The sequence below is a fragment of the Blautia sp. NSJ-140 genome (genome assembly GCF_022868965.1).
GTDB lineage: Bacteria > Bacillota > Clostridia > Lachnospirales > Lachnospiraceae > Blautia_A.
In genome coordinates this window covers 520,675-540,919 of the sequence record NZ_JALIFS010000001.1, presented here as the reverse complement: position 1 = coordinate 540,919, position 20,245 = coordinate 520,675, and the positions used below count along the sequence as shown (strand labels likewise).

The 20,245-nt window shown below is 45.7% G+C and carries 17 protein-coding genes and 1 riboswitch; of the genes, 15 read left to right on the top strand and 2 right to left on the bottom strand.

The features are described 5' to 3' along the window. Positions 1-382 precede the first annotated feature (382 nt). From MUB50_RS02370 to MUB50_RS02335, 8 genes are all read left to right on the top strand, one after another. Positions 383-1,759, top strand: a complete 1,377-nt coding sequence (locus tag MUB50_RS02370) for an extracellular solute-binding protein (protein WP_244789825.1) — start codon at positions 383-385, stop codon at positions 1,757-1,759. Between the two features lie 110 nt (positions 1,760-1,869). Continuing rightward, entirely contained in the window at positions 1,870-2,748 is an 879-nt protein-coding gene (locus MUB50_RS02365) for a carbohydrate ABC transporter permease (RefSeq protein WP_118512744.1), read from the top strand. 15 nt (positions 2,749-2,763) lie between these two features. Beyond that, on the top strand, positions 2,764-3,585 hold the full coding sequence (locus MUB50_RS02360; RefSeq protein ID WP_118512743.1) for a carbohydrate ABC transporter permease: 822 nt from the start codon (positions 2,764-2,766) through the stop codon (positions 3,583-3,585). A 31-nt stretch (positions 3,586-3,616) separates the two neighbouring features. After that, entirely contained in the window at positions 3,617-6,001 is a 2,385-nt protein-coding gene (locus MUB50_RS02355) for a glycoside hydrolase family 31 protein (protein WP_118512742.1), read from the top strand. A gap of 64 nt (positions 6,002-6,065) precedes the next feature. Then, positions 6,066-6,524 (top strand): ferritin-like domain-containing protein, encoded by a 459-nt coding sequence (locus MUB50_RS02350; RefSeq protein ID WP_118512741.1) that lies wholly within the window; start codon positions 6,066-6,068, stop codon positions 6,522-6,524. A gap of 108 nt (positions 6,525-6,632) precedes the next feature. Beyond that, positions 6,633-6,812, top strand: coding sequence for a DUF6472 family protein (locus tag MUB50_RS02345; RefSeq protein WP_015526328.1), 180 nt, complete (start codon positions 6,633-6,635; stop codon positions 6,810-6,812). Between the two features lie 315 nt (positions 6,813-7,127). Further along, complete coding sequence (locus MUB50_RS02340; protein WP_244789827.1) at positions 7,128-8,408, top strand: 2-hydroxyacyl-CoA dehydratase subunit D; 1,281 nt, start codon at positions 7,128-7,130, stop codon at positions 8,406-8,408. Beyond that, a complete protein-coding gene (locus MUB50_RS02335; protein ID WP_244789829.1) occupies positions 8,405-10,102 on the top strand; it encodes an acyl-CoA dehydratase activase in 1,698 nt (565 codons plus the stop codon). Before MUB50_RS02340 ends, MUB50_RS02335 begins: the two co-directional genes overlap by 4 nt. Before the next feature lie 54 nt (positions 10,103-10,156). On the opposite strand, the gene MUB50_RS02330 is transcribed toward MUB50_RS02335, so the two are convergent. Further along, entirely contained in the window at positions 10,157-10,933 is a 777-nt protein-coding gene (locus tag MUB50_RS02330; RefSeq protein ID WP_244789831.1) for a helix-turn-helix domain-containing protein, read from the bottom strand. 335 nt (positions 10,934-11,268) lie between these two features. Between MUB50_RS02330 and arfA the strand changes: the two genes are divergently transcribed. The 6 genes from arfA (at position 11,269) to MUB50_RS02300 (ending at position 17,905) form a co-directional block, all read left to right on the top strand. Continuing rightward, on the top strand, positions 11,269-12,774 hold the full coding sequence (arfA, locus tag MUB50_RS02325; RefSeq protein WP_244789833.1) for an arabinosylfuranosidase ArfA: 1,506 nt from the start codon (positions 11,269-11,271) through the stop codon (positions 12,772-12,774). A gap of 70 nt (positions 12,775-12,844) precedes the next feature. Further along, positions 12,845-13,834: an aldo/keto reductase gene (locus tag MUB50_RS02320; protein ID WP_118623166.1), complete on the top strand. Its 990-nt coding sequence runs from the start codon at positions 12,845-12,847 to the stop codon at positions 13,832-13,834. 50 nt (positions 13,835-13,884) lie between these two features. Beyond that, a riboswitch (TPP riboswitch) is annotated at positions 13,885-13,987 on the top strand. A gap of 337 nt (positions 13,988-14,324) precedes the next feature. Next, positions 14,325-14,879: an energy coupling factor transporter S component ThiW gene (gene thiW, locus MUB50_RS02315; RefSeq protein ID WP_118512736.1), complete on the top strand. Its 555-nt coding sequence runs from the start codon at positions 14,325-14,327 to the stop codon at positions 14,877-14,879. After that, positions 14,842-15,744, top strand: a complete 903-nt coding sequence (locus MUB50_RS02310; RefSeq protein WP_244789835.1) for a hydroxyethylthiazole kinase — start codon at positions 14,842-14,844, stop codon at positions 15,742-15,744. The genes thiW and MUB50_RS02310 overlap by 38 nt, the downstream gene beginning before the upstream one ends. Positions 15,745-15,760: 16 nt before the next feature. After that, positions 15,761-16,402 (top strand): thiamine phosphate synthase, encoded by a 642-nt coding sequence (gene thiE, locus MUB50_RS02305; protein WP_138276963.1) that lies wholly within the window; start codon positions 15,761-15,763, stop codon positions 16,400-16,402. A gap of 558 nt (positions 16,403-16,960) precedes the next feature. Then, positions 16,961-17,905 carry a hypothetical protein gene (locus MUB50_RS02300; protein ID WP_178687564.1) on the top strand — a complete coding sequence of 315 codons (945 nt, stop codon included), beginning with the start codon at positions 16,961-16,963 and terminating at the stop codon, positions 17,903-17,905. 18 nt (positions 17,906-17,923) lie between these two features. On the opposite strand, the gene MUB50_RS02295 is transcribed toward MUB50_RS02300, so the two are convergent. Then, positions 17,924-18,370: an Lrp/AsnC family transcriptional regulator gene (locus MUB50_RS02295; RefSeq protein ID WP_118512732.1), complete on the bottom strand. Its 447-nt coding sequence runs from the start codon at positions 18,368-18,370 to the stop codon at positions 17,924-17,926. 397 nt (positions 18,371-18,767) lie between these two features. Here MUB50_RS02295 and MUB50_RS02290 point away from each other — a divergent pair, with 397 nt between their 5' ends. Then, positions 18,768-20,198, top strand: a complete 1,431-nt coding sequence (locus MUB50_RS02290; protein ID WP_138276964.1) for an aspartate ammonia-lyase — start codon at positions 18,768-18,770, stop codon at positions 20,196-20,198. The last annotated feature ends 47 nt before the right edge of the window (positions 20,199-20,245 follow it).

Genomic DNA, 20,245 nt, shown 5'->3' with positions numbered 1-20,245 from the left:
TCTGACACATTTCTCAGGTAAAAATAAAAATACAATGAAAAATCCAGAATTCATGTATCCTCTTATTACATTATTACAGGTTTACAAGGTTTAAACACGAAATATAAATGTTCGAAAAAAACGGTTTATAAACTATATATATTATAGTCCAACATAGTGAAAAAATCAATGTATGATTGCGGGAAAATAAAAAAATGCAGCCTTGGAATATGAAAAATGCACAAAAAACTCATATAAATACTAGAAAAATCGACGAAATAATAAAATTATATTGACGAATCTATATGCGCGTGATAGATTAACAATAGATTTAGCGCTAAACTAAAAGGAACGGAAAACGTAGTCAAAAAACAGGAAAATACCGGAAAGAAAGAGGTAATGCATGAAAAAGAGAGTTTTTGCAGCGGTAGTTGCTGCAGCAATGGTTGTAACTGCATTTACAGGATGTGGCAGTACAGGAAGTTCTGCCGGAAGTGACAGCAAATCCGAAGCCAAGGTAGAAGCACCTACAGAGCCTTTCGGAGATACGCTCAAATATGACCCCAGCGTGGAGATCAATGACGGAAAAGACATCACCGTAGAGCTTTGGGAGTGGGGCAGTGACGAGCTGTTCCAGCAGATCATCGACGGATACACAGCAATTCATCCAAATGTAACTATCAATCTTGTTGATAATCCATGGGAGGATTACTGGACAAAGCTTCCTCTTGCACTGGATGGAAACAACGGACCGGCTATTTTCAACGTACATAACAGCTACCATGAGAACCTGATCAATTACATGGCGCCTCTTGATATTCCCACAGAGGATCTGGAGGCAGATTTCAATGGTGTAAGCGCCCATGTGATCGATGGAAAGGTTTACTATATTGATTACGGTATGATGACCGGATCTGTATACTACAACAAAGATATGTGGGAGAAAGCAGGTCTGACAGATGATGATATCCCGAAGACCTGGGACGAGATGATCGAGGTTGCCAAGAAGCTTACTATTAAAGACGGTGACAAGATCGTTCAGGCAGGTCTGAACTTCAACGATGATTTCCATCAGAATTACCTCCTTGGCCTGAATTATCAGCTGGGAGAAAACCTCTTCAAGGAAGACGGAGTTACTCCGAATGTAAACTCTGATGCAATGAAGAAGGTAATGCAGATGCTGGTAGATATGTATGACGTAGATGGCATCGGTTCCAAGGACTTCGGTGAGAAAGCAGCAGACAGCTTCGGACAGGGACAGTCAGCCATGGTCATCCAGTGGGGACACTACTACAACACTCTGAAAACAACATGGAGCAACATCGACTTTGGCGTATTTGAGATCCCGACCTTTGACGGCGAGCCATATGCTTACAATCGTTACAACGGTGAGTCTACCTTTGGCGTAAACAAAAACGCTCCGGCTGACCAGCAGGCAGTTGCACAGGACTTCGTAAAATATTTCCTGGCAAACGATGACGCACAGATTGCATTTAACCTGGCAATGAGTACCTTCCCGGCTAAGAAATCTCTGGCAGATAATGAGAAGATCCTTGAGAATCCTTCTCTGAAGGTTCTTTCCGAGCACATTGACCACTATATCTGGCCGGGCCCGATGCCTGCAACTATGGAGACTTCTCTGAAAAAAGCAGGAGAGGATGTATTCTTCAACGGTGTTGACATTGATACTGCCCTGGACGAGGCAGAAGCCAACATCACAAAGGATATGAAGAACAGTACATTCAAATCTGTAGAAAACCTTTATGAGTATGCAAAATAAAAAGATGCCGTGAGCAATCCGCAGGTATCAGAGCAGAAAGGCGCACTTGGAAAAGGGTGCGCCTTTCTCAGCAAAAAGATGTGTATCGAAAAGATAAGGAGGATGCATTGATGTTTAAAAAAACAAATCCGCTGCAGAGCAAAAGCGAGATCATTTTGAGAAATATCGTTGTTCTGGCAATGGTGATCTTCTTCACGGTATTTCTGATCGTACCTATTGGAATCGCTTTTGCAGGAAGCTTTCATGAGTGGAACCCGTTAAGCGGTACTTACCGGTTCCTGGGACTTGAGAATTATAAGGAAGTATTTACCAGTGCTCTGTTTGGAAAATCCATGCTGAACACAGTGATCTTCTCTGCAGTAGTTATTTTCTTTCGTGTAGGTCTTGGACTTGGAATCGCCTATGCGATCTATTCCACATTGATAAAATATAAAAGCTTTTTCAGAGCTGTATATTATATGCCGGTTGTAACTCCTATGGTAGCCGTAGCCTTTGTATGGAAATTTATGTACAATCCGCAGATCGGTACTATCAATCAGATTTTTGGACTGGATGTAAACTGGCTGATGAATCCGAAAACTGCCCTTCTTGCAATTATGATCATGACCATCTGGAAGGATTTCGGATACGCAGTTGTTATGTACATGGCAGGTCTCTATTCTCTTCCGACAGATGCTCTTGAGGCCGCAAAAGTAGATGGCGCCAACGCATGGCAGACGTTCCGTTACATCACACTTCCGCTGCTGAAGCCTATGACACTGTTCGTTATCATCACTTCTATTATTTCCTACCTTCAGGCATATGTTCAGATCCTGATCATGACGGAAGGTGGCCCCGGAACAGCAACTTACCTTGCGTCCTACATCATCTATGATGAAGCGTTTGTAAAATACAACTTCGGATATGCATCTGCACTGTCCTTTGTATTGTTCGTTATCACAGCAGTATTTACCTGGTTATCATTCCGTGTTTCCGGAACAGAAGATTAAAGGAGGAAAACATTCATGAAAAGAAAAGTCAGTAGTATTGCTTTAAATGCACTCCTTCTGATCCTTGGAGTGGTTACCGTATATCCTTTTGTATGGATGATTTTTTCATCCTTCAAGGAAAATCAGGAGATCATGGCTCTGGAGCAGCATCTCCTTCCGCAGAAATTCATCATTGATAACTACATCAATATGAACGCACATTTTAATTTTGTCCGTTTCTTTTTAAACAGTATTGTTATTACGGTAGTGATCACTCTGATCGTAATTTATACAAGTACTATCTGTGGTTTTGTACTGAGTAAATACAAATTTAAAGGAAGAAATATTCTTTTCGGATTCGTACTTTCTACTATGATGATCCCGTGGTGTGTTACCATTATCCCGAAGTATTCCATGATCCAGGCATTTGGCTGGATGGACAGCTACAAAGCACTGATCATCCCGGCTATGTTCAGCGGCTTCGGAATCTTCATGATGAAGCAGCATATCTCCGCACTTCCGGATGAGATCCTGGAGGCGGCAAGAATTGACGGAGCCAATGAGTTTTATATTTTCCACAAGATCGTATTACCGATGTCAAAAAACGGAATCTTCAGTATTGCGATCTTCCAGTTCCTTTGGGCATGGGAGGATTTCCTGTGGCCATACCTGGTAATTACAAACAAAGACAAACAGCTTCTTGCCGTTGGTCTTAAGATGTTTAACGGACAGTATTCCACAGATTATGGTGCACTGTTTGCAGCAACTGCCATTTCTATCATCCCGGTACTTCTGATCTATCTGTTCTTCCAGAAACAGTTTATCGCCGGAATTGCAGCTTCTGCTGTAAAGGGATGATGACATACAGATAATAAACGGAGGAACATAAATGCAGGACATATATAAAGTAGAAACACATCCTTTGGCGTTAAGTGAAAATATGATCACAGGGGATAAATACAGGATTACGTTTCTCACAGAGGGACTGATCCGTCTGGAGTATGATGAGGAGGGCGTATTTGAGGATCGCCCCACGCAGATGGTGTTTTTTAGGGATTTTCCGAAAACGGACTATCGTGTAGTGCGTACAGAGGATGGGATCGAGGTCCATACGAAAAGAATCCACCTTATTTACAATGAGAAGGAATTTACCAGCTGGGGATTAAGTATTCAGGTAAAAGGAAACCTAAGTGCCTATCACAGCATCTGGCACTATGGAGAAGAGATCCATGATCTGAAGGGAACTGCCAGAACATTGGATATGGTGAACGGAGCTACAGAGCTGGAGCATGGTATTCTTTCCAGGTTCGGATATTCTCTGGTGGACGACAGCAGGTCGCAGGTGCTTTTGCCGGACGGCTGGATTGAGCCAAGAAGAAAGGGCATCAAGGATCTGTACTTCTTCGGATACGGACATGACTACAAAGAAGCACTTCATGATTTTTACAGACTCTGCGGAAAAACACCGATGCTTCCAAGGTTTGCTCTCGGAAACTGGTGGAGCAGATATTATAAATATTCTGAAGAAAGCTACAATGAGCTGATGGATAAATTCCAGGAAAAAAATATCCCATTTACGGTTGCAGTCATTGATATGGACTGGCATGTGACCGATGTTGACCCGAAATACGGAAGTGGCTGGACCGGATATACCTGGAATAAGGAGCTCTTCCCGGACCCGAAGCGTTTTCTGGATGGTTTACATAAAAGAGGAATGCGTACCACATTAAATGTACATCCTGCAGACGGCGTACAGGGCTGTGAAGAAATGTATGAGGACATGGCAAAGGCTATGGGTGTGGATTATGAAAATGAAGATCCGGTAGTATGCGATCCGGCAAGTCCGAAATTTATAGAAGCCTATTTCAAATATCTTCATCATCCGAGAGAGGAAGAAGGTGTGGATTTCTGGTGGATCGACTGGCAGCAGGGAAGCAATTGTAAGATCGAGGGTCTTGATCCTCTTTGGATATTCAATCACTTCCATTTCCTGGACAGCGCCAGAAACGGAAAACGTCCCATGACCTTTTCCAGATATGCAGGTCCCGGAAGTCACAGATACCCGATAGGATTTTCCGGAGATACTCATATTACCTGGGATTCCCTTGATTTTCAGCCATACTTTACATCCACAGCCTCCAACATCGGTTATGGATGGTGGAGTCATGATATCGGTGGACATATGCTTGGATATAAGGATGACGAGATGACTGCCCGCTGGACACAGTACGGTATCTTTTCTCCGATCATGCGTCTCCACAGTTCATGCAGTGACTTCAACGGAAAAGAGCCGTGGCGTTTCAAAAAGGAGACAGAGGTTGTCATGGAAGAAGCTCTCCGTGAGCGTCACAGAATGATGCCGTATCTTTATACAATGAACTACAGAAGCTATCAGGAAGATCTTCCTCTGGTGGAGCCGATGTATTACGAATATCCGGAGGCACCGGAGGCATATGCGGTAAAAAATCAGTACTTTTTCGGAGACCAGCTGATGGTAGCGGCTGTGACAACACCGAGAGTAAAAGGCCTTAATGTAGCAAAGACGGCAGTATGGCTGCCGGATGGGGTATGGTATGATATTTACACAGGTCTGCGCTATGAGGGTGGACGAATGGTGGATATGTACCGTACTCTGGACAGTATCCCGGTTCTTGCAAAAGCAGGCGGCATTCTGGTGATGACCGATGAGATCCGTGGAACAGAGGCGGAAAAGAATCCGGAAAGCCTGAATATCCGGGTATTCCCGAGTGCTGACGGAAGCTTCAGATTGTATGAGGATGACAACGAAACCTGTGCTTACGAAAATGGTGCCTGTGTATTTACGGAAATGGATTATAAGGAAAAGAATCAGGGAGTGTTTACCATTCATCCCGCACAGGGAAAAACAGAGCTGATCCCGGCAAAGAGAGCTTATACCGTGGAGTTCTGTAATTTTGCGAAAACAGGCACAGATACTGTGAAGGTTCTGGTTAACGGAGCAGATGCTGAGGCTGCTGTAAAATATGAGGAGAAGCTTCAGAAGATCTGTGTGGAAGTGGCAGCAGATACAGCGGCAGAGGTGCAGATCATTCTCGCAGGAGAGGTAGCGGATAATCGTATAGAGAAACGTATCTTTGATTTCCTGAACCAGGCAGAGATCGGTTTTGTGCTGAAGGACAGATTATATCAGCTGATCACAGCCGGAAAGAAGCTGCCGGTTCTTCTGTCGGAGCTTCAGTCTATGGAACTGGAAAAGGATCTTTACGGAGCACTGATGGAGATCCTGACTGCGTAAAATATGAATAAAATCGCGTTTCCAAACCATACTATCATTATTATCAAAAGAAAGGATGATCATAATGATATTAAAGGAAAAAGAACGCACAGTGATCCAGGATCTTCAGACACAGGAAAAAAGCTGCATTGAAAAATACGGAAAATACGCACAGCAGGCCAGGGATCCGGAGCTTAAAAGCTTATTTCAGACTCTTCAGAAAAAAGAGCAGGAGCATTACGATTCCCTGAGCCAGGTGCTTTCCGGCACAGTTCCACAGGTAAACTGTAATGACAGTGACGGCCGTGATTACCAGCCAAAGACTACTTACACATCTGTGATGTCCTCAGAGGATAAGGAACACGATGCTTTTCTTGCAACAGACTGTATCGGAACAGAAAAGCTGATTTCCGGAGAATACAACTCGGAGGTTTTTGCTTTTGAAGACAGTGGTGTGAGGAAGCTTCTGGCAGATATCCAGGTGGAAGAGCAGAATCATGCGGAGATGCTTTACAAATATAAGACTGCGAACGGAATGTTCTGATATATAAAAAAAGGGAGGATTTCAGTAATGGAATTCTTCCTTTTTTTATTATATAATCAGGAGAACAGCAGGGAGAAATACTTTCCTGCAAAGAGAGGAGAAACAAACATGAAGGGAACCAGCTGCGAATACTGTGCAAACTATACATATGATGAAGAGTGTGACGAATATTACTGTGATGTCAATCTGGATGAGGATGAATATTATCGTTTTGTGAGCAGTGATTACAAGGAATGTCCGTATTATCGTTCCGGAGATGAATATAAGGTGGTACGTCATCAGATGTGACATAGAGTAACGGAAAAAACAGAGCAGAAATAAAGTGATAAGATAAATGCAGGTTTTCCACGAAAAGGAATGAGAGTTTTGGGGAAAATCTGCATTTTGATGTTTTGATATGTGCAAAAGGCTTCAAATTTGTAAAAATTGGCGTGTTTACATTTGAAAAAAATATCTTTATAATAAAAATATTGGTCTGACAGGTAGAATCTTTATACCATCCAGACGATGATAATGCTACAGGATTTTGTCCGAGACAAAATTTCGGGTAAGCGTCTGACAGACTTATAATAGATTTTTTGACTTGATGGAGGGTGTGACAGAGTGGATATTATAAAGAAATTTGGGGATATGGTGGGAGAGGAATCCATCAGGAACCCGGAAAAAGCACGAAAACTTCTTCTCACTGGATATCGGCTTCAGGAAAAACGTCTGCAGCTTTTTCCTGACAGGAAGCTTCCGGCTTCGGGACAGTATGTAGCCCGTGTAGTTATGCAGAATATTATCAAAGCCCTTGCAAAACCGGACGATACTGCTCTTGTGAGTATTTTTGTACCGGGAGAACTTCTGACAGCAGCAGGGATCACTCCCTATTCCGTGGAGGCAATGTCCTGCTTCATCGCCGGAACCAGATGCGAGCAGGCATTTCTGGCACAGACGGAATCAGAGGGCTTTCCGGAAACCATGTGCTCCTATCACAGAGTTTTTCTGGGAGCGTCCATGACAGGACTGGTACCGAAGCCCAAATGTACCATCTACACAAACCTTGCCTGCGATGGAAACATGATGACGTTTCCTTATCTGAAACAGAAATATCAGATCCCGGGCTTTTATATCGACGTACCCTATGAAAAAAATCAGGATTCCATCAGCTATGTTGCAGATCAGCTCCGCGAGATGAAGAAATTTCTGGAGGATGTCACAGGGAAAAAAATCTCCGAGCAGTCGGTACAGCGTGCAGTTGCCAACAGCAATGAAGCGGCCTCCTATTACAGCCGCCAGCTTGCCCTCAGAAAGGATCACGATCCGGTGACTTCCCTGACAAATGAGCTGTATGCGATCTTTATGTGCCATCTTCTGGCTGGCTCAGAGGAATCCCTGAAATACACAAAAATGCTTCTTGAGGATGTGAAGAAGGCGCCAAAGGGGGAAGGGCTTCACATTTTGTGGATGCATATGATGCCGTTTTTGCAGGAGCCGGTAAAGGATGTATTTAATTACAGCCAGAACGTGCACATCAGTGCCTGTGATTTTGTCGCAGACGGCTTTCAGCGGATGCAGGCCTCGGATCCTTATGAGGCTCTTGCGGAAAAAATGGTCAACTGCATTTACAACGGAAGTGTGAAGCAGAGGATCCGGCGCGCCCAGGAGCTGGCGGATCTTACAGAGGCAGACGGCGGGATCCTTTTTGCACACTGGGGTTGCAAGGGAACCATCGGAGCTTCCAGCCTGATCAAAAATTCTCTGGAAAATGCAGGACTTCCAACCATGGTCCTGGACGGTGACGGCTGCAACCCGGCCAATTCCAGTGACGGCCAGGTATCCACACGACTTCAGGCATATCTGGAAATGTTGTCAGAAGGTAAGGAGGAAAAACGGTCATGATACATTACGTCTGTAAATATACACCGCTGGAGTTGTTTAAGGGCTTTGGCGAGGAATGTGCGGTTCTTGAGGAAATGCCGGAGAATTTTGAACTTTCGGACCAGATTGCCCATGCCAATCTCTGCGGCTTCGGAAAATCTGTGATCCAGGCAGTGCTGGAGGGAAAGGTGGAGCAGCTTGTTCTTGTTAACTGCTGTGATTCCATGCGCCGTGTGTACGACATTGTGGAAAGTACCGGTAAATGTAAATTTCTGTACATGCTGGACATGCCTCATGAGGATAATGACTGTGAAAAGGTGAAGCTTGCCCAGGGTATCCACCGTCTTAAGAAAGCTTACGAAAAATTTTCGGGGAAAACCTTCGATAAAAGTGGATTTCTGAACGCTTTTTCCCATGAAGATGTGGATAACCAGCCATATATCGGCGTTCTGGGTGTCCGTGTCAGCGGTGTCCTGGAAAAAATGATCCGGGATAACATCCGCATGGATGTGGAAAACCTGACCTGTACAGGTGGAAGACGTCTTGCAGTGATCCGTGAAGAACTGGAAAAAATGGAAGACGATGCTATGTTCCTGGCTTATGCGGATGCACTTCTTTCCCAGATGCCCTGCTTCCGTATGAACAACAGCACCCGAAGAAACCGGCTGTATCTGGATCCGAACCTGAGGGGAATCATTTATCATACTATTAAATTCTGCGACTATTACGGATTTGAGTATGCAAGCATCAAGCGTGATATCAAGGTTCCGCTTCTGAAGATCGAGACAGATTTTACAAGCCAGAGTGCAGGACAGCTCCTTACCAGAGTACAGGCTTTTGCGGAGACTCTGGAAGGCTCTGAGGATATGGACCCATCAAAAGGAATTAGCGAGGAGATAAGGAAAAAAATGGAATCAGGAGTTTATTATGTGGCAGGGATCGACAGCGGTTCCACAAGTACGGATGTTGTGATCCTGGATAAAGACGGAAAAATTAAATCGACCATGATCATCCCCACAGGCGGCGGCGCTATGATGAGCGCAGAGAAGAGCCTGGAGATGGCAGTGGAAAAAGCAGGGATCAGGAAAGAAGATATCGTGCGTATCGTTACTACCGGATATGGACGTGCCTATATTGACAGTGGTGATGACAGTATCACAGAGATTACCTGTCACGCAAAGGGAGCCCATTATCTGAATCCGAATGTGCGTACAGTTATCGACATCGGCGGTCAGGATATCAAGGCGATCAGCATTGACGAGAACGGTGCGGTAAAAAATTTCCTGATGAACGATAAATGTGCAGCAGGAACCGGACGCTTCCTGGAAATGATGGCCCGTACTCTTGGACTTTCCCTGGAGGAGATGAGTACCCGTGGCTTGGAGTGGAAAGAGAACGTAGTGATCTCAAGCATGTGTACTGTATTTGCAGAGTCCGAGGTGGTTTCCCTGGTTGCCCAGAATAAGGATGTTGCAGATATCATCCACGGTCTGAATGTATCCGTTGCCTCCAAGGTAGGAGCTCTTGCAGCCCGCCTTGGCAAAAAGAATCCGGGTGAATATATGATGACCGGTGGTGTTGCCAGAAATAAAGGTATCATCCAGGCACTGGAGGAGAAGCTGGGTGCGAAGCTTTATATCTGCGATGAGGCACAGCTTTGCGGTGCGCTTGGTGCGGCACTGTTTGCTTATGAGAAGTGTACTGCAGCACGGTGATCAGATCAGACAAGCTGCCTGCGCAGTGGATGCAGAGTGTGAATATCCTTTTGGTCAGGGGCGGCGCGTCCACTCACTGGGTGAACAGCCACAGTTCTTCCGGAAATACCGGCTGAAGTGCGACAGATTGGAAAATCCACATAGCAGAGCCACCTGCTGAACCGGCAGAGCCTCATTGGTAAGCAGATTTTTTGCTTTTTCCAGACGTAGCTGGTTCAGGTCAGCATGGGGCGTGCTGTCAAAAAAATTCCGGTAGCAGGAATAAAACTGACTTTTTTCGAGATTAGCCATGGCGCAGAGTTTTTCTGTTGTCCATGGCTTTTCGTAATTGGTGAGCATTTCCAGGCGGATCTTCTGGAACAGGCTGTATAGCTCCGAGTCGGAAGAACTGCCGGTATCTGTACTACGGAGTTCCCGTGTGGCAGTGATCATCAGCTGGCAGAGCAGAGCATATTCATAATCCCGGGAAAAATCTTCTCTGGACAGATATTCATGCTGCAGTTTCCGGATACAGCGATCGATCTCCTGGCAGTCATTAGGGTAAAAAATCTCGTTGCAGGGAAGTCCGAACCGTTTTGCCAGATTTTCTCCGCAGGAAAAATGGACATAACTGTTCCGAAATTTTCGTACAGCCTGATAATGCTGGGGATTTCCCGGAGTATAAAAGATACAGGCATTTTCCCGGGTGACAGTAAGCTGACCGCCCAGATAAACCTTCATTGGTGTTTTAAATAAAAGAAAAAGATAATCACCGCTTCCCTCCGGACGGAAAATCCTGTCATAATCGGAGTTGGAACGGTTGTATTCGCAGAAATTTAAGGTAAAATCCATGGAAATGCTGCGCTCCTTTCATTACGTAGATCAGACAATCCGACTGTGGCATTGTAAAGAACTTTCTGTCTGGAAGTATAAAGTAAAGTAACAGAGGGACGTCCGTCTGGTAAGACTGTCTTTACGATAAATCTTACCGGAAAAAAAGTCAACTATTTCGGAAGATAATCACTGGTATGGATAGAACAGGATGGTAAAATGAAACATAGAAACGGTTGATTTCCGCTGAGAGTGTGTGAGCGAACAGAGGCGTAAGAGCCGGTATATGGCGGAATCGGAAACAGAGCTAAATGCGGTAGCAGCAGAAAATAATAATTTACAGGAGGATTTTTACAATGAAAAAAGCGCAGATCATCGTGGACAAATATTTCCTCACCGGAAAAACAGACAAAAGGATCTATGGTTCCTTTATAGAACATCTCGGACGTGCGGTTTATGAGGGGATTTATCAGGAAGGCAGCCCTCTTTCTGATGAGCAGGGATTCCGGAAGGATACTCTGGAGCTGGTAAAAGAGCTTCAGGTTCCGATTGTCCGTTATCCGGGCGGAAATTTTGTATCTGGATTCCGCTGGGAGGATAGTGTCGGGCCGAAAGCTCAGCGTCCGTCCAGACCGGAACTGGCCTGGGGTGTCATCGAGACAAACCAGTTTGGACTCAATGAGTTTGTGGACTGGTCCAGAAAAGCCGGCAGTGATGTGATGATGGCGGTGAACCTGGGAACAAGAGGACCGGAGGATGCGAAAAATCTTCTGGAATACTGTAACTTTAAGGGTGGTACCTATTACAGTGATCTCCGTAAGGCTCACGGCTATGAACAGCCGCATGATATCAAATTATGGTGTCTCGGAAACGAGATGGATGGTCCGTGGCAGATGGGACATAAAACTGCGGCAGAGTACGGAAGAGTTGCAGCAGAGACTGCCCGCCTGATGAAATTTATGGATCCGGAGGTTGAGACTGTTGCATGCGGAAGCTCCAATCTGGAAATGCCTACCTTTGGCTCCTGGGAGTATACGGTTCTTGACGAGGCTTACGATCAGGTGGATTATCTTTCCCTGCATCAGTATTATGGAAATGCAGCGGGAGACACTGCCGATTTTCTGGCAAGCTCCAAGGGCATGGATGATTTTATCTCAGGAGTGGTTTCCATCTGCGATGCTGTAAAAGCAAAGAAGCATGGAAAAAAACAGATAAATCTTTCCTTTGATGAGTGGAATGTATGGTACCACAGCAATGAACAGGATAAGAAGCTGGAAAAATGGGTACAGGCGCCCCATCAGCTGGAGGATGTTTATAACTTTGAGGATGCACTTCTTGTGGGAAGTATGCTGATCACACTTCTCCGTCATGCAGATCGTGTAAAGATCGCCTGCATGGCACAGCTGGTAAATGTTATTGCGCCGATCATGACATCCGATACAGGCGCATGGCGTCAGACGATCTTTTATCCGTATATGCTGACAAGTGTGTTTGGAAGAGGAACCGTCCTTAATACACAGGTTCTTACACCTATATATGAGAGCAAGACTTATGGAGAGGCTCCATATCTGGATTCGGTGTGCGTCTGGAATGAGGAAAAGGATACACTGACGATCTTTGCGGTGAATAAGAGTCTGGATGAGGATATGGAAGTTTCCTGTGATTTAAGACAGTTTGAGGGGTATAAGATCATAGAGCATATCGTGCTGAATAACGATAATCTTCAGGCAGTTAATACAGAGGCGCAGCCCGAGAATGTAGTTCCTGTAAAAGCCAGTGCAGAATGCTCAAAGCTGGACGGCGGAAAACTGGAAGCAGTATTTACAAAACACAGCTGGAATATGATCCGTCTTGCGAAATAGGTGTGGGTGAAGTATAGTAGAAGTAGTTGCAGATAAGGTAAATCATGGGACATTATGGGAGGATTTTTTTATGTACGCACCTGCAAAGGAACGATACGAAACCATGGAGTATAACCGTTGCGGAGAAAGCGGTCTGATGCTTCCGAAGGTATCTCTCGGATTATGGCATAATTTCGGAGATACATCTGATTATGAAAATATGAAACAGCTTTGTTTCACAGCTTTTGACAACGGAATCACACAGTTTGACCTTGCCAATAATTACGGTCCGGCTTACGGAAGTGCGGAGCGGAATTTTGGCAAGATTTTGAAAGAAGAACTGATGCCGTACCGTGATGAGCTGATCATCACAACCAAGGCAGGCTATGATATGTGGGAGGGCCCTTACGGAAACTGGGGCAGCCGCAAATATCTTCTCGCAAGTCTTGACCAGAGCTTGAAACGTATGGGCCTGGAATATGTGGATATTTTTTACCATCACAGAATGGACCCGGAGACTCCCCTCGAGGAAACTATGGGCGCGCTTGCAACCGCAGTTCAGCAGGGCAAGGCCCTCTACGTAGGACTTTCCAATTATGATGGAAAAACCTTAAGTCAGGCAGCAGCGATCCTGAAAGACCTGAAATGCCCATTTGTGATCAACCAGAACCGTTATTCCATTTTTGACAGAACTGTGGAAGAGAACGGTTTAAAGAGAACTACCGGCATCCTGAAAAAAGGCCTGATCACTTTCAGCCCGCTTGCTCAGGGACAGCTGACAGACCGTTACCTGAACGGTATTCCGGAGGACAGCCGAATCCGCAGGGACGGAAGATTCCTGAAAGAAAGCGCCCTGACACCGGAGCGTCTGGACCAGATCCGGAGACTGAACGATCTGGCAGCACAGCGAGGCGAGAAACTTGCAGACATGGCACTTGGCTGGCTGCTCCAGCATGAGGAAGTCACCAGCGTGCTCATCGGAGCATCCAAACCGCAGCAGATCATTGATAATGTGAAGGCTATCCACTGTGCGCCGTTTACAGCTGAGGAACTGCGTCTGATCGACGCGATTTCTAAATAAGAGAAGTTTGACAATGAAACAGGGGTGTGCTATATTGAAAAACAGAAAAGAAAAGAGCCAGCGGGAGCTTGTGTGACAGGCTGAGAGGAAGATAGATCTTCGACCGTACCTGATTTGGGTAATGCCAACGGAGGGATTGTGATCTGAGAGCGTGTCTCCGTGGAGTTTTCCATGGGATGCGCTCTTTTCGGATGCAGGAATGGAACTGGAATGTTCTGACAATGTGGGGATGTGAAAGTGACAGAGACTGCATGTGGAGCTTCTGCGAAAGAGCGGGCAGGAAGGGGAGCGCCTTAATGTCTGGCAGGAGAGTGATATTCCGGAGGATTTTTCCGGAAGGATCATGTAAGCGATGGGAATCCGTGTTTTCGGAGTGAGAGGAAGTAAGGGAACTTCGACCGCCAAAATCTAAGGGCAGACTGCAGTAGACGGGAAGCTTTTGCCCGGATCTGACAGGGCTCTGCCTGATATTTCAGGGAGGAAAAACACTATGGAAAAACAAAGGATGCACACGCTTCGTATGGTAATGCTGGCAATGATGGTTGCAATCGGTGTCGTTATTTCACCGATCCTGAGGATTGAGGGAATGTGCCCCACGGCGCATCTTGTCAATATCGTATGCTCGGTTTTGATGGGACCGTGGTATTCCCTTCTCTGTGCGACCATGATCGGCGTGATCCGTATGATGTTCATGGGAATTCCGCCACTTGCACTGACCGGTGCAATATTTGGCGCATTTCTTTCAGGTGTGTTCTACAGACTTTCCAAAGGCAAGATCATCTGCGCGGTGATCGGTGAGATCTTTGGAACAGGTATTATCGGATCCATGGTTTCTTATCCGGTGATGGCATTCCTGATGGGAAGAGGCGGGCTGACAGCATTTTATTATACGCCGATGTTCCTTGCAGCAACCACAATGGGAGGATGTGTTGCCTATATTTTCCTGAAGGCTCTGAGTAAAGCAGGTCTTCTGGTGAAATTCCAGGCAGCTTTGGGTTCAAAAACATATGAGACAAAGAATTTTACAACTGCGAAAGCGAATTAAAGAAGAAAAGCCGCTGATCCATTGCATCACCAATCCGATCTCGATCCATGACTGTGCCAACGTGGTCCTTGCAGTAGGTGCAAGGCCGATCATGGCGGAGCATCCGGCAGAGGTGACAGATATTACGGCATCGGCTGGTGCGCTGATGCTGAATCTCGGGAATATTACCGATGCCAGGATCGAGTCAATGAAGCGTTCTATGAGAACAGCGATGGAAAATAAGATCCCGGTTCTTCTGGACCTGGTAGGGGTTGCCTGCAGTGATCTCAGGCTGGATCTGGCACGGGAGCTTTTGAGCATCGGCCATCCGGCAGTGCTGAAGGGAAATATGTCAGAGCTTCTGGCTGTTTCCGGACTGCCGTCTCATGCGATCGGAATCGATGCGGGGGCGCAGGATGCCCTGACTGCGGAAAATATGGAGACTGTCAGTGAGGTGCTGAGGGCTTTTTCAAGGAGTAATCAGGCAATTGTGCTGGCTACCGGGAAACAGGATTTTGTTACGGATGGTGAACGGGTTGTTCTGGTACAAAATGGCAGTGCGGCGCTGTCCGGGATCACAGGAACCGGCTGTATGGTCGGTGCACTGACTGCGGCGTTTTTGCCAGGGTGCGAAGATAATATTGCGAAAGAGATGACGGATAGTATAGAGGTAGGTGTCCGGTCTGGCGTTGAGATGGAATTAAATGGGAAATCCGGGAATTATCTGGCTGCGGCAGTGCTTGGTACTGCACTTATGGGTATCGCCGGCGAGGAAGCGGAGAAGATTTCCCGCGGTCCGGGAAGCTTTCAGGTGAATTTGCTGGATGAGATTTATGGGCTTTCGGATCGACAGCTGCTGAATCTGTTGAAAATTGAAATGTACTGAAAAAGAGGGGATCAGGATGGATAGAAAAGATTTGGATGTAACGTTGTATCTGGTGACGGATAGTTCTTATCATACGGAGGAGTCTTTGCTCCGTACGGTTGAGGAGGCTTGTAAGGGTGGTGTGACTCTGGTCCAGCTTCGCGAGAAGAATAAGGGTGGACGTGAGTATCTGGATAAGGCTTTTAAGGTGAAGGAGATCACAGATCGTTACAATGTGCCGCTGATCATTGATGATCGTGTGGATGTGGCGCTGGCCTGTGATGCGGCTGGTGTGCATGTTGGAGCTTCTGATATTCCGGTTGCTGTGGCAAGGAAGCTGATGGGACCGGATAAGATCGTGGGGGCTACTGCCAAGACGGTGGAGGCTGCTGTGAAGGCTTATGAGGATGGTGCGGATTATCTTGGTGTGGGGGCGATTTATCCTACTACTACTAAGGTTGTGACGATTCTTACCAAGGTTTCTACGTTGAAGGATATCTGTGAGGCGGTTCCGATTCCGGCGGTTGCGATCGGGGGATTGAATGCCGGGAATATGGATGTGCTTGAGGGTGCCGGTATGAGTGGTATGGCGGTTGTTTCTGCGATCATGAAGGCGGAGGATCCTCAGGGGAATGCACGGGAGCTGAAGGAGAAGATTGTTGCTTTGATAGGAAAGTGATTTAGGAAATGAGTGAAGAGCAGTGGTGGATTTGAGGTTCATTGCTGTTCTTTTTTTGTTGAAATACGGACGCCCGTGAGGCGTGTGCTGCCTTTTCAAGGCGGCCGGGGAGGATGGCTGCTCGGGAGTTTGGGTGTAAATGTTGGGTTGAGTGGCTTCTGCCGGGAGATGGATGAGGCATCAGCGCTGCACTGGATAGCTGTGAGGAAAGGTTGAGTTTTCGGTTGTCTGACGGTAGGGGGCCGAGACATACCGCGCGGATTTATGCGATCAGCATAAATTCTGTGCATCGCGAAGCGTGTTACTGAGAACGGAGTGAACAGTAACTGCTGTCGAATGTTGTTGAGATTTTTGGATGAATTTTGAGTGATTTTTATTATAGTATGTGGTATGGTTGTTATATCTTATAAGATCTTTTGTCTGTATGGACATTCTTGGAGCTTCGAGTTCTGAAGCATTTTCCATTTTTGGGTACTGTGAAATTTATGAAAGGCCGGTTTAGGGTGTTTTCAAGTTTTATTTGTGTGGTATAATCTATATATACCAGTAGGAGTGTTAATGACTAACAATACTATATTTGATGATGTTTTCCGGACGATAGTGGAAAAGATGACATATCTGATCGTTCCGCTGATCAATGAGGTGTTTCATACATCATATCCGGAAGATGTGAAAATCATGCACCTTAGGAATGAGCATCAGCTTGAGGATGGTGAACTGATCACGGATGCTCGACTTCTGATCGGGGATAAGGTGTACCATATTGAGTGTCAGAGTTCTGATGATACTATGATGGCGATCAGGATGTTTGAGTATGATCTTGCAATTGCCTTGGAGAACAGACGGAGAGTCGGAAGGAAGTTTTATGTAGAGTTCCCGAAATCTTGTGTGATATACTTGAGATCTACGAAGAATACGCCTGATGTTGAGGAAGTGAAGGTTTTGTTTCCGGATGGACAGGTGTGTGTGTACCGGGTTCCGACAGTGAAGATGGAACTTTATACGAAGGATAGTATTTTCGAAAAGAATCTGTTGATGTTGCTTCCGTTTTACGTGATGAGGTATGAAAATGTAGCAGATATATTTGCTAAAGATTCGGAGAAGTTACAGGGATTGTTGATGGAATATGAAGATATCAGGATAAAACTTGAGAGAGAATTTTCAATCACTGGAAGAGCAGGTATGTATACAGATCTTAATAAATTGATCATAAGAATATCGGATTATATTTTTCGAAAAGAAGAAAAAGTCAGGAAAGGAGTGGGTGAAGTTATGGGCGGAAAGGTTTTGCAGCTGGAGTCGGAGCGACTTCGGGAGGAAGGTATGGCTATTGGAGAAGTCCGTGGAAAAGCGGAAGGGAAAGCAGAAGGAAAAGCAGAGGGAGAAGCAAGAATACGAGCCCTGATCAATTGTCTGATCTCGGATGGTCGCGTGGATGAGATACAGAAGATGGCTGATAGTGAGGATGTGTGTAAAGAATTGTACAGGGAATACGGTTTATAAAAAAATGCCGGTGGGGGGTTACTCCACCGGCAGATCTCTGTGTTCTACGTTGGTGGAGAATACGATCTGTGTTTTGGTACGGCCGAACTGCTGGAGTTCGTTGATGAAGTGGTCCAGTTCCATGGTGGAGCGGAAGGCTACTTCGATGAGCATGGAGTAATCGCCGGTGACGCAGTTGCATTCGATGACGTTTGGGATGGACTGGATGAAGGGGCAGAAGTCTTTTTTCTGGTTGGGTTCTACTTCCAGGTTGATGAATGCTTTTATATGATAACCGAGAAATACCGGGTTGATCTGGGCGTGGTAGCCTGTGATCAGCCCGTTTTTTTCAAGATGTTCGATCCTGGCGGAGACAGCGGGGGAGGAGAGGAAGACTTCCTTTGCGATTTCCTTTACCGGGGTGCGGGCGTTTTTCTGAAGCATTTCGATGATCTTTCGGTCGATGTTGTCGAGTTTGTGTTCCATGTGGAATGGCTCCTTTCGATGAAAAAATGTTATTTGCAACTGGTGCAGAGCTGCGTGGGGAAGTGGATTGAAAATATATATTTCTGTATTGATTATACTGCGCGTGTTGTTACAACACAAGAAACGACTTAATATAAATAAGAAAAATAAAAGAAATTCTTAAAAAGATTAATATAAACTTTTGAAAAACACGGATAATCATGGTTTTCCCTTAAAAGTATTTACAAGCCACAAAGAAAGTGTTAGTTTCTTAGGCATCAGAAAAACAGCTGCTGATAAAAATGAAAATAACAGAATGATTTGTAAACAGTGAATATCCGTCGGACTGAAAAAATGAGATCAGAGGACGGGCAAATCAGATGTGCACAGGATCAGAAGAAAGAAGAGGGATGACAAAATGACAACAGAAACAAGACTGGAAGCAGATTCAATCGGAACTATGGAAGTGCCTGCAGAGGCTTATTACGGAGTTCAGGCTTTAAGGGCAAAACAGAATTTTCCTATTACAGGTACAAAGCTTCATCCGGTATTTATCAGGAATCTGGCACAGATTAAAAAGGCAGCAGCTATCACTAATAATAATGCAGGGCTTCTTCCGGAGGATAAGGCAGATGCCATCGTCAGAGCCTGTGATGAAGTGATCGCAGGAAAACTGGCTGAGGAATTTATCGTAGATGCCATTCAGGGTGGTGCCGGAACCAGCGCAAATATGAATATGAATGAGGTGATCGCAAACAGAGCCGGTGAGATCCTCGGATGTCCGAAGGGCAGCTATAAAATGGTCCATCCAAATGATCACGTAAACATGGCGCAGTCCACCAATGATGTGATCCCGACGGCCGGTAAGCTTACCGTTCTGGATCTTCTTGCACCTCTGGAAAAAGCACTGATAAGACTTGAGAAGGAGCTTGCAAAAAAGGCAGAGGAGTTCGATGATGTGATCACTATGGGACGTACACAGCTTCAGGATGCAGTTCCGATCCGTCTTGGCCAGGTGTTCCACGGTTATGCGTCTATGGTTTCCAGAGACCGGAAACGTATCGAAAAGGCTCACAGGGAAATGTATACCGTAAACCTTGGAGGAACTGCAGTGGGAACTGCTATCAATGTTTCTGATTCTTATTTTTATAAGATCGTGCCAAATCTGGAAAAGCTTACAGGTTATCCGCTGAAACAGGCCGAGGACCTTTTTGACGCAACAGAAAATCTGGACGGCTTTGTTGCTGTATCCGGTGTGGTAAAAACCTGTGCGGTGGATCTTTCCAAGATGTGCAACGATCTTCGACTGATGTCTTCCGGCCCGAAAACCGGATTTGGAGAGATCAATCTTCCGGCAAAGCAGAATGGGTCTTCCATCATGCCAGGTAAGGTAAATCCGGTCATTCCGGAGGTAGTAAGCCAGGTTGCTTTCCACATCGTAGGACATGATACCACCATTACCATGGCGGCAGAAGCCGGACAGCTGGAGTTGAATGCTTTTGAGCCGGTTGTATTTTGTAATCTTTTTGAATCCATTACGACTCTGGAAAAAGCCGTGGATACATTGAGCGTAAACTGCATCACAGGAATCACCGCAAACCGCAAACGCTGCAAAGACCTGATGGAAAGCAGCGCAGGAATCGCAACGGCTCTTTGCCCGCATATTGGCTACAAGGCGTCTGCAACCATCGCAAAAACTGCAGTAAAAACCGGCAAATCTGTCCGGGAACTTGTTCTGGAACAGGAGATCATGACTGAGAAAGAGCTGGAAGAGGTTCTTGATCCGTATCTGATGACAGAAGTCGGAGAAGAGCGGAAAGAGGATGAAGCAAGAAGGAAAGCCTGCTGAGAACGGAGTGAACAGTAACATCGACAGGAATAAGATATCAATGAATA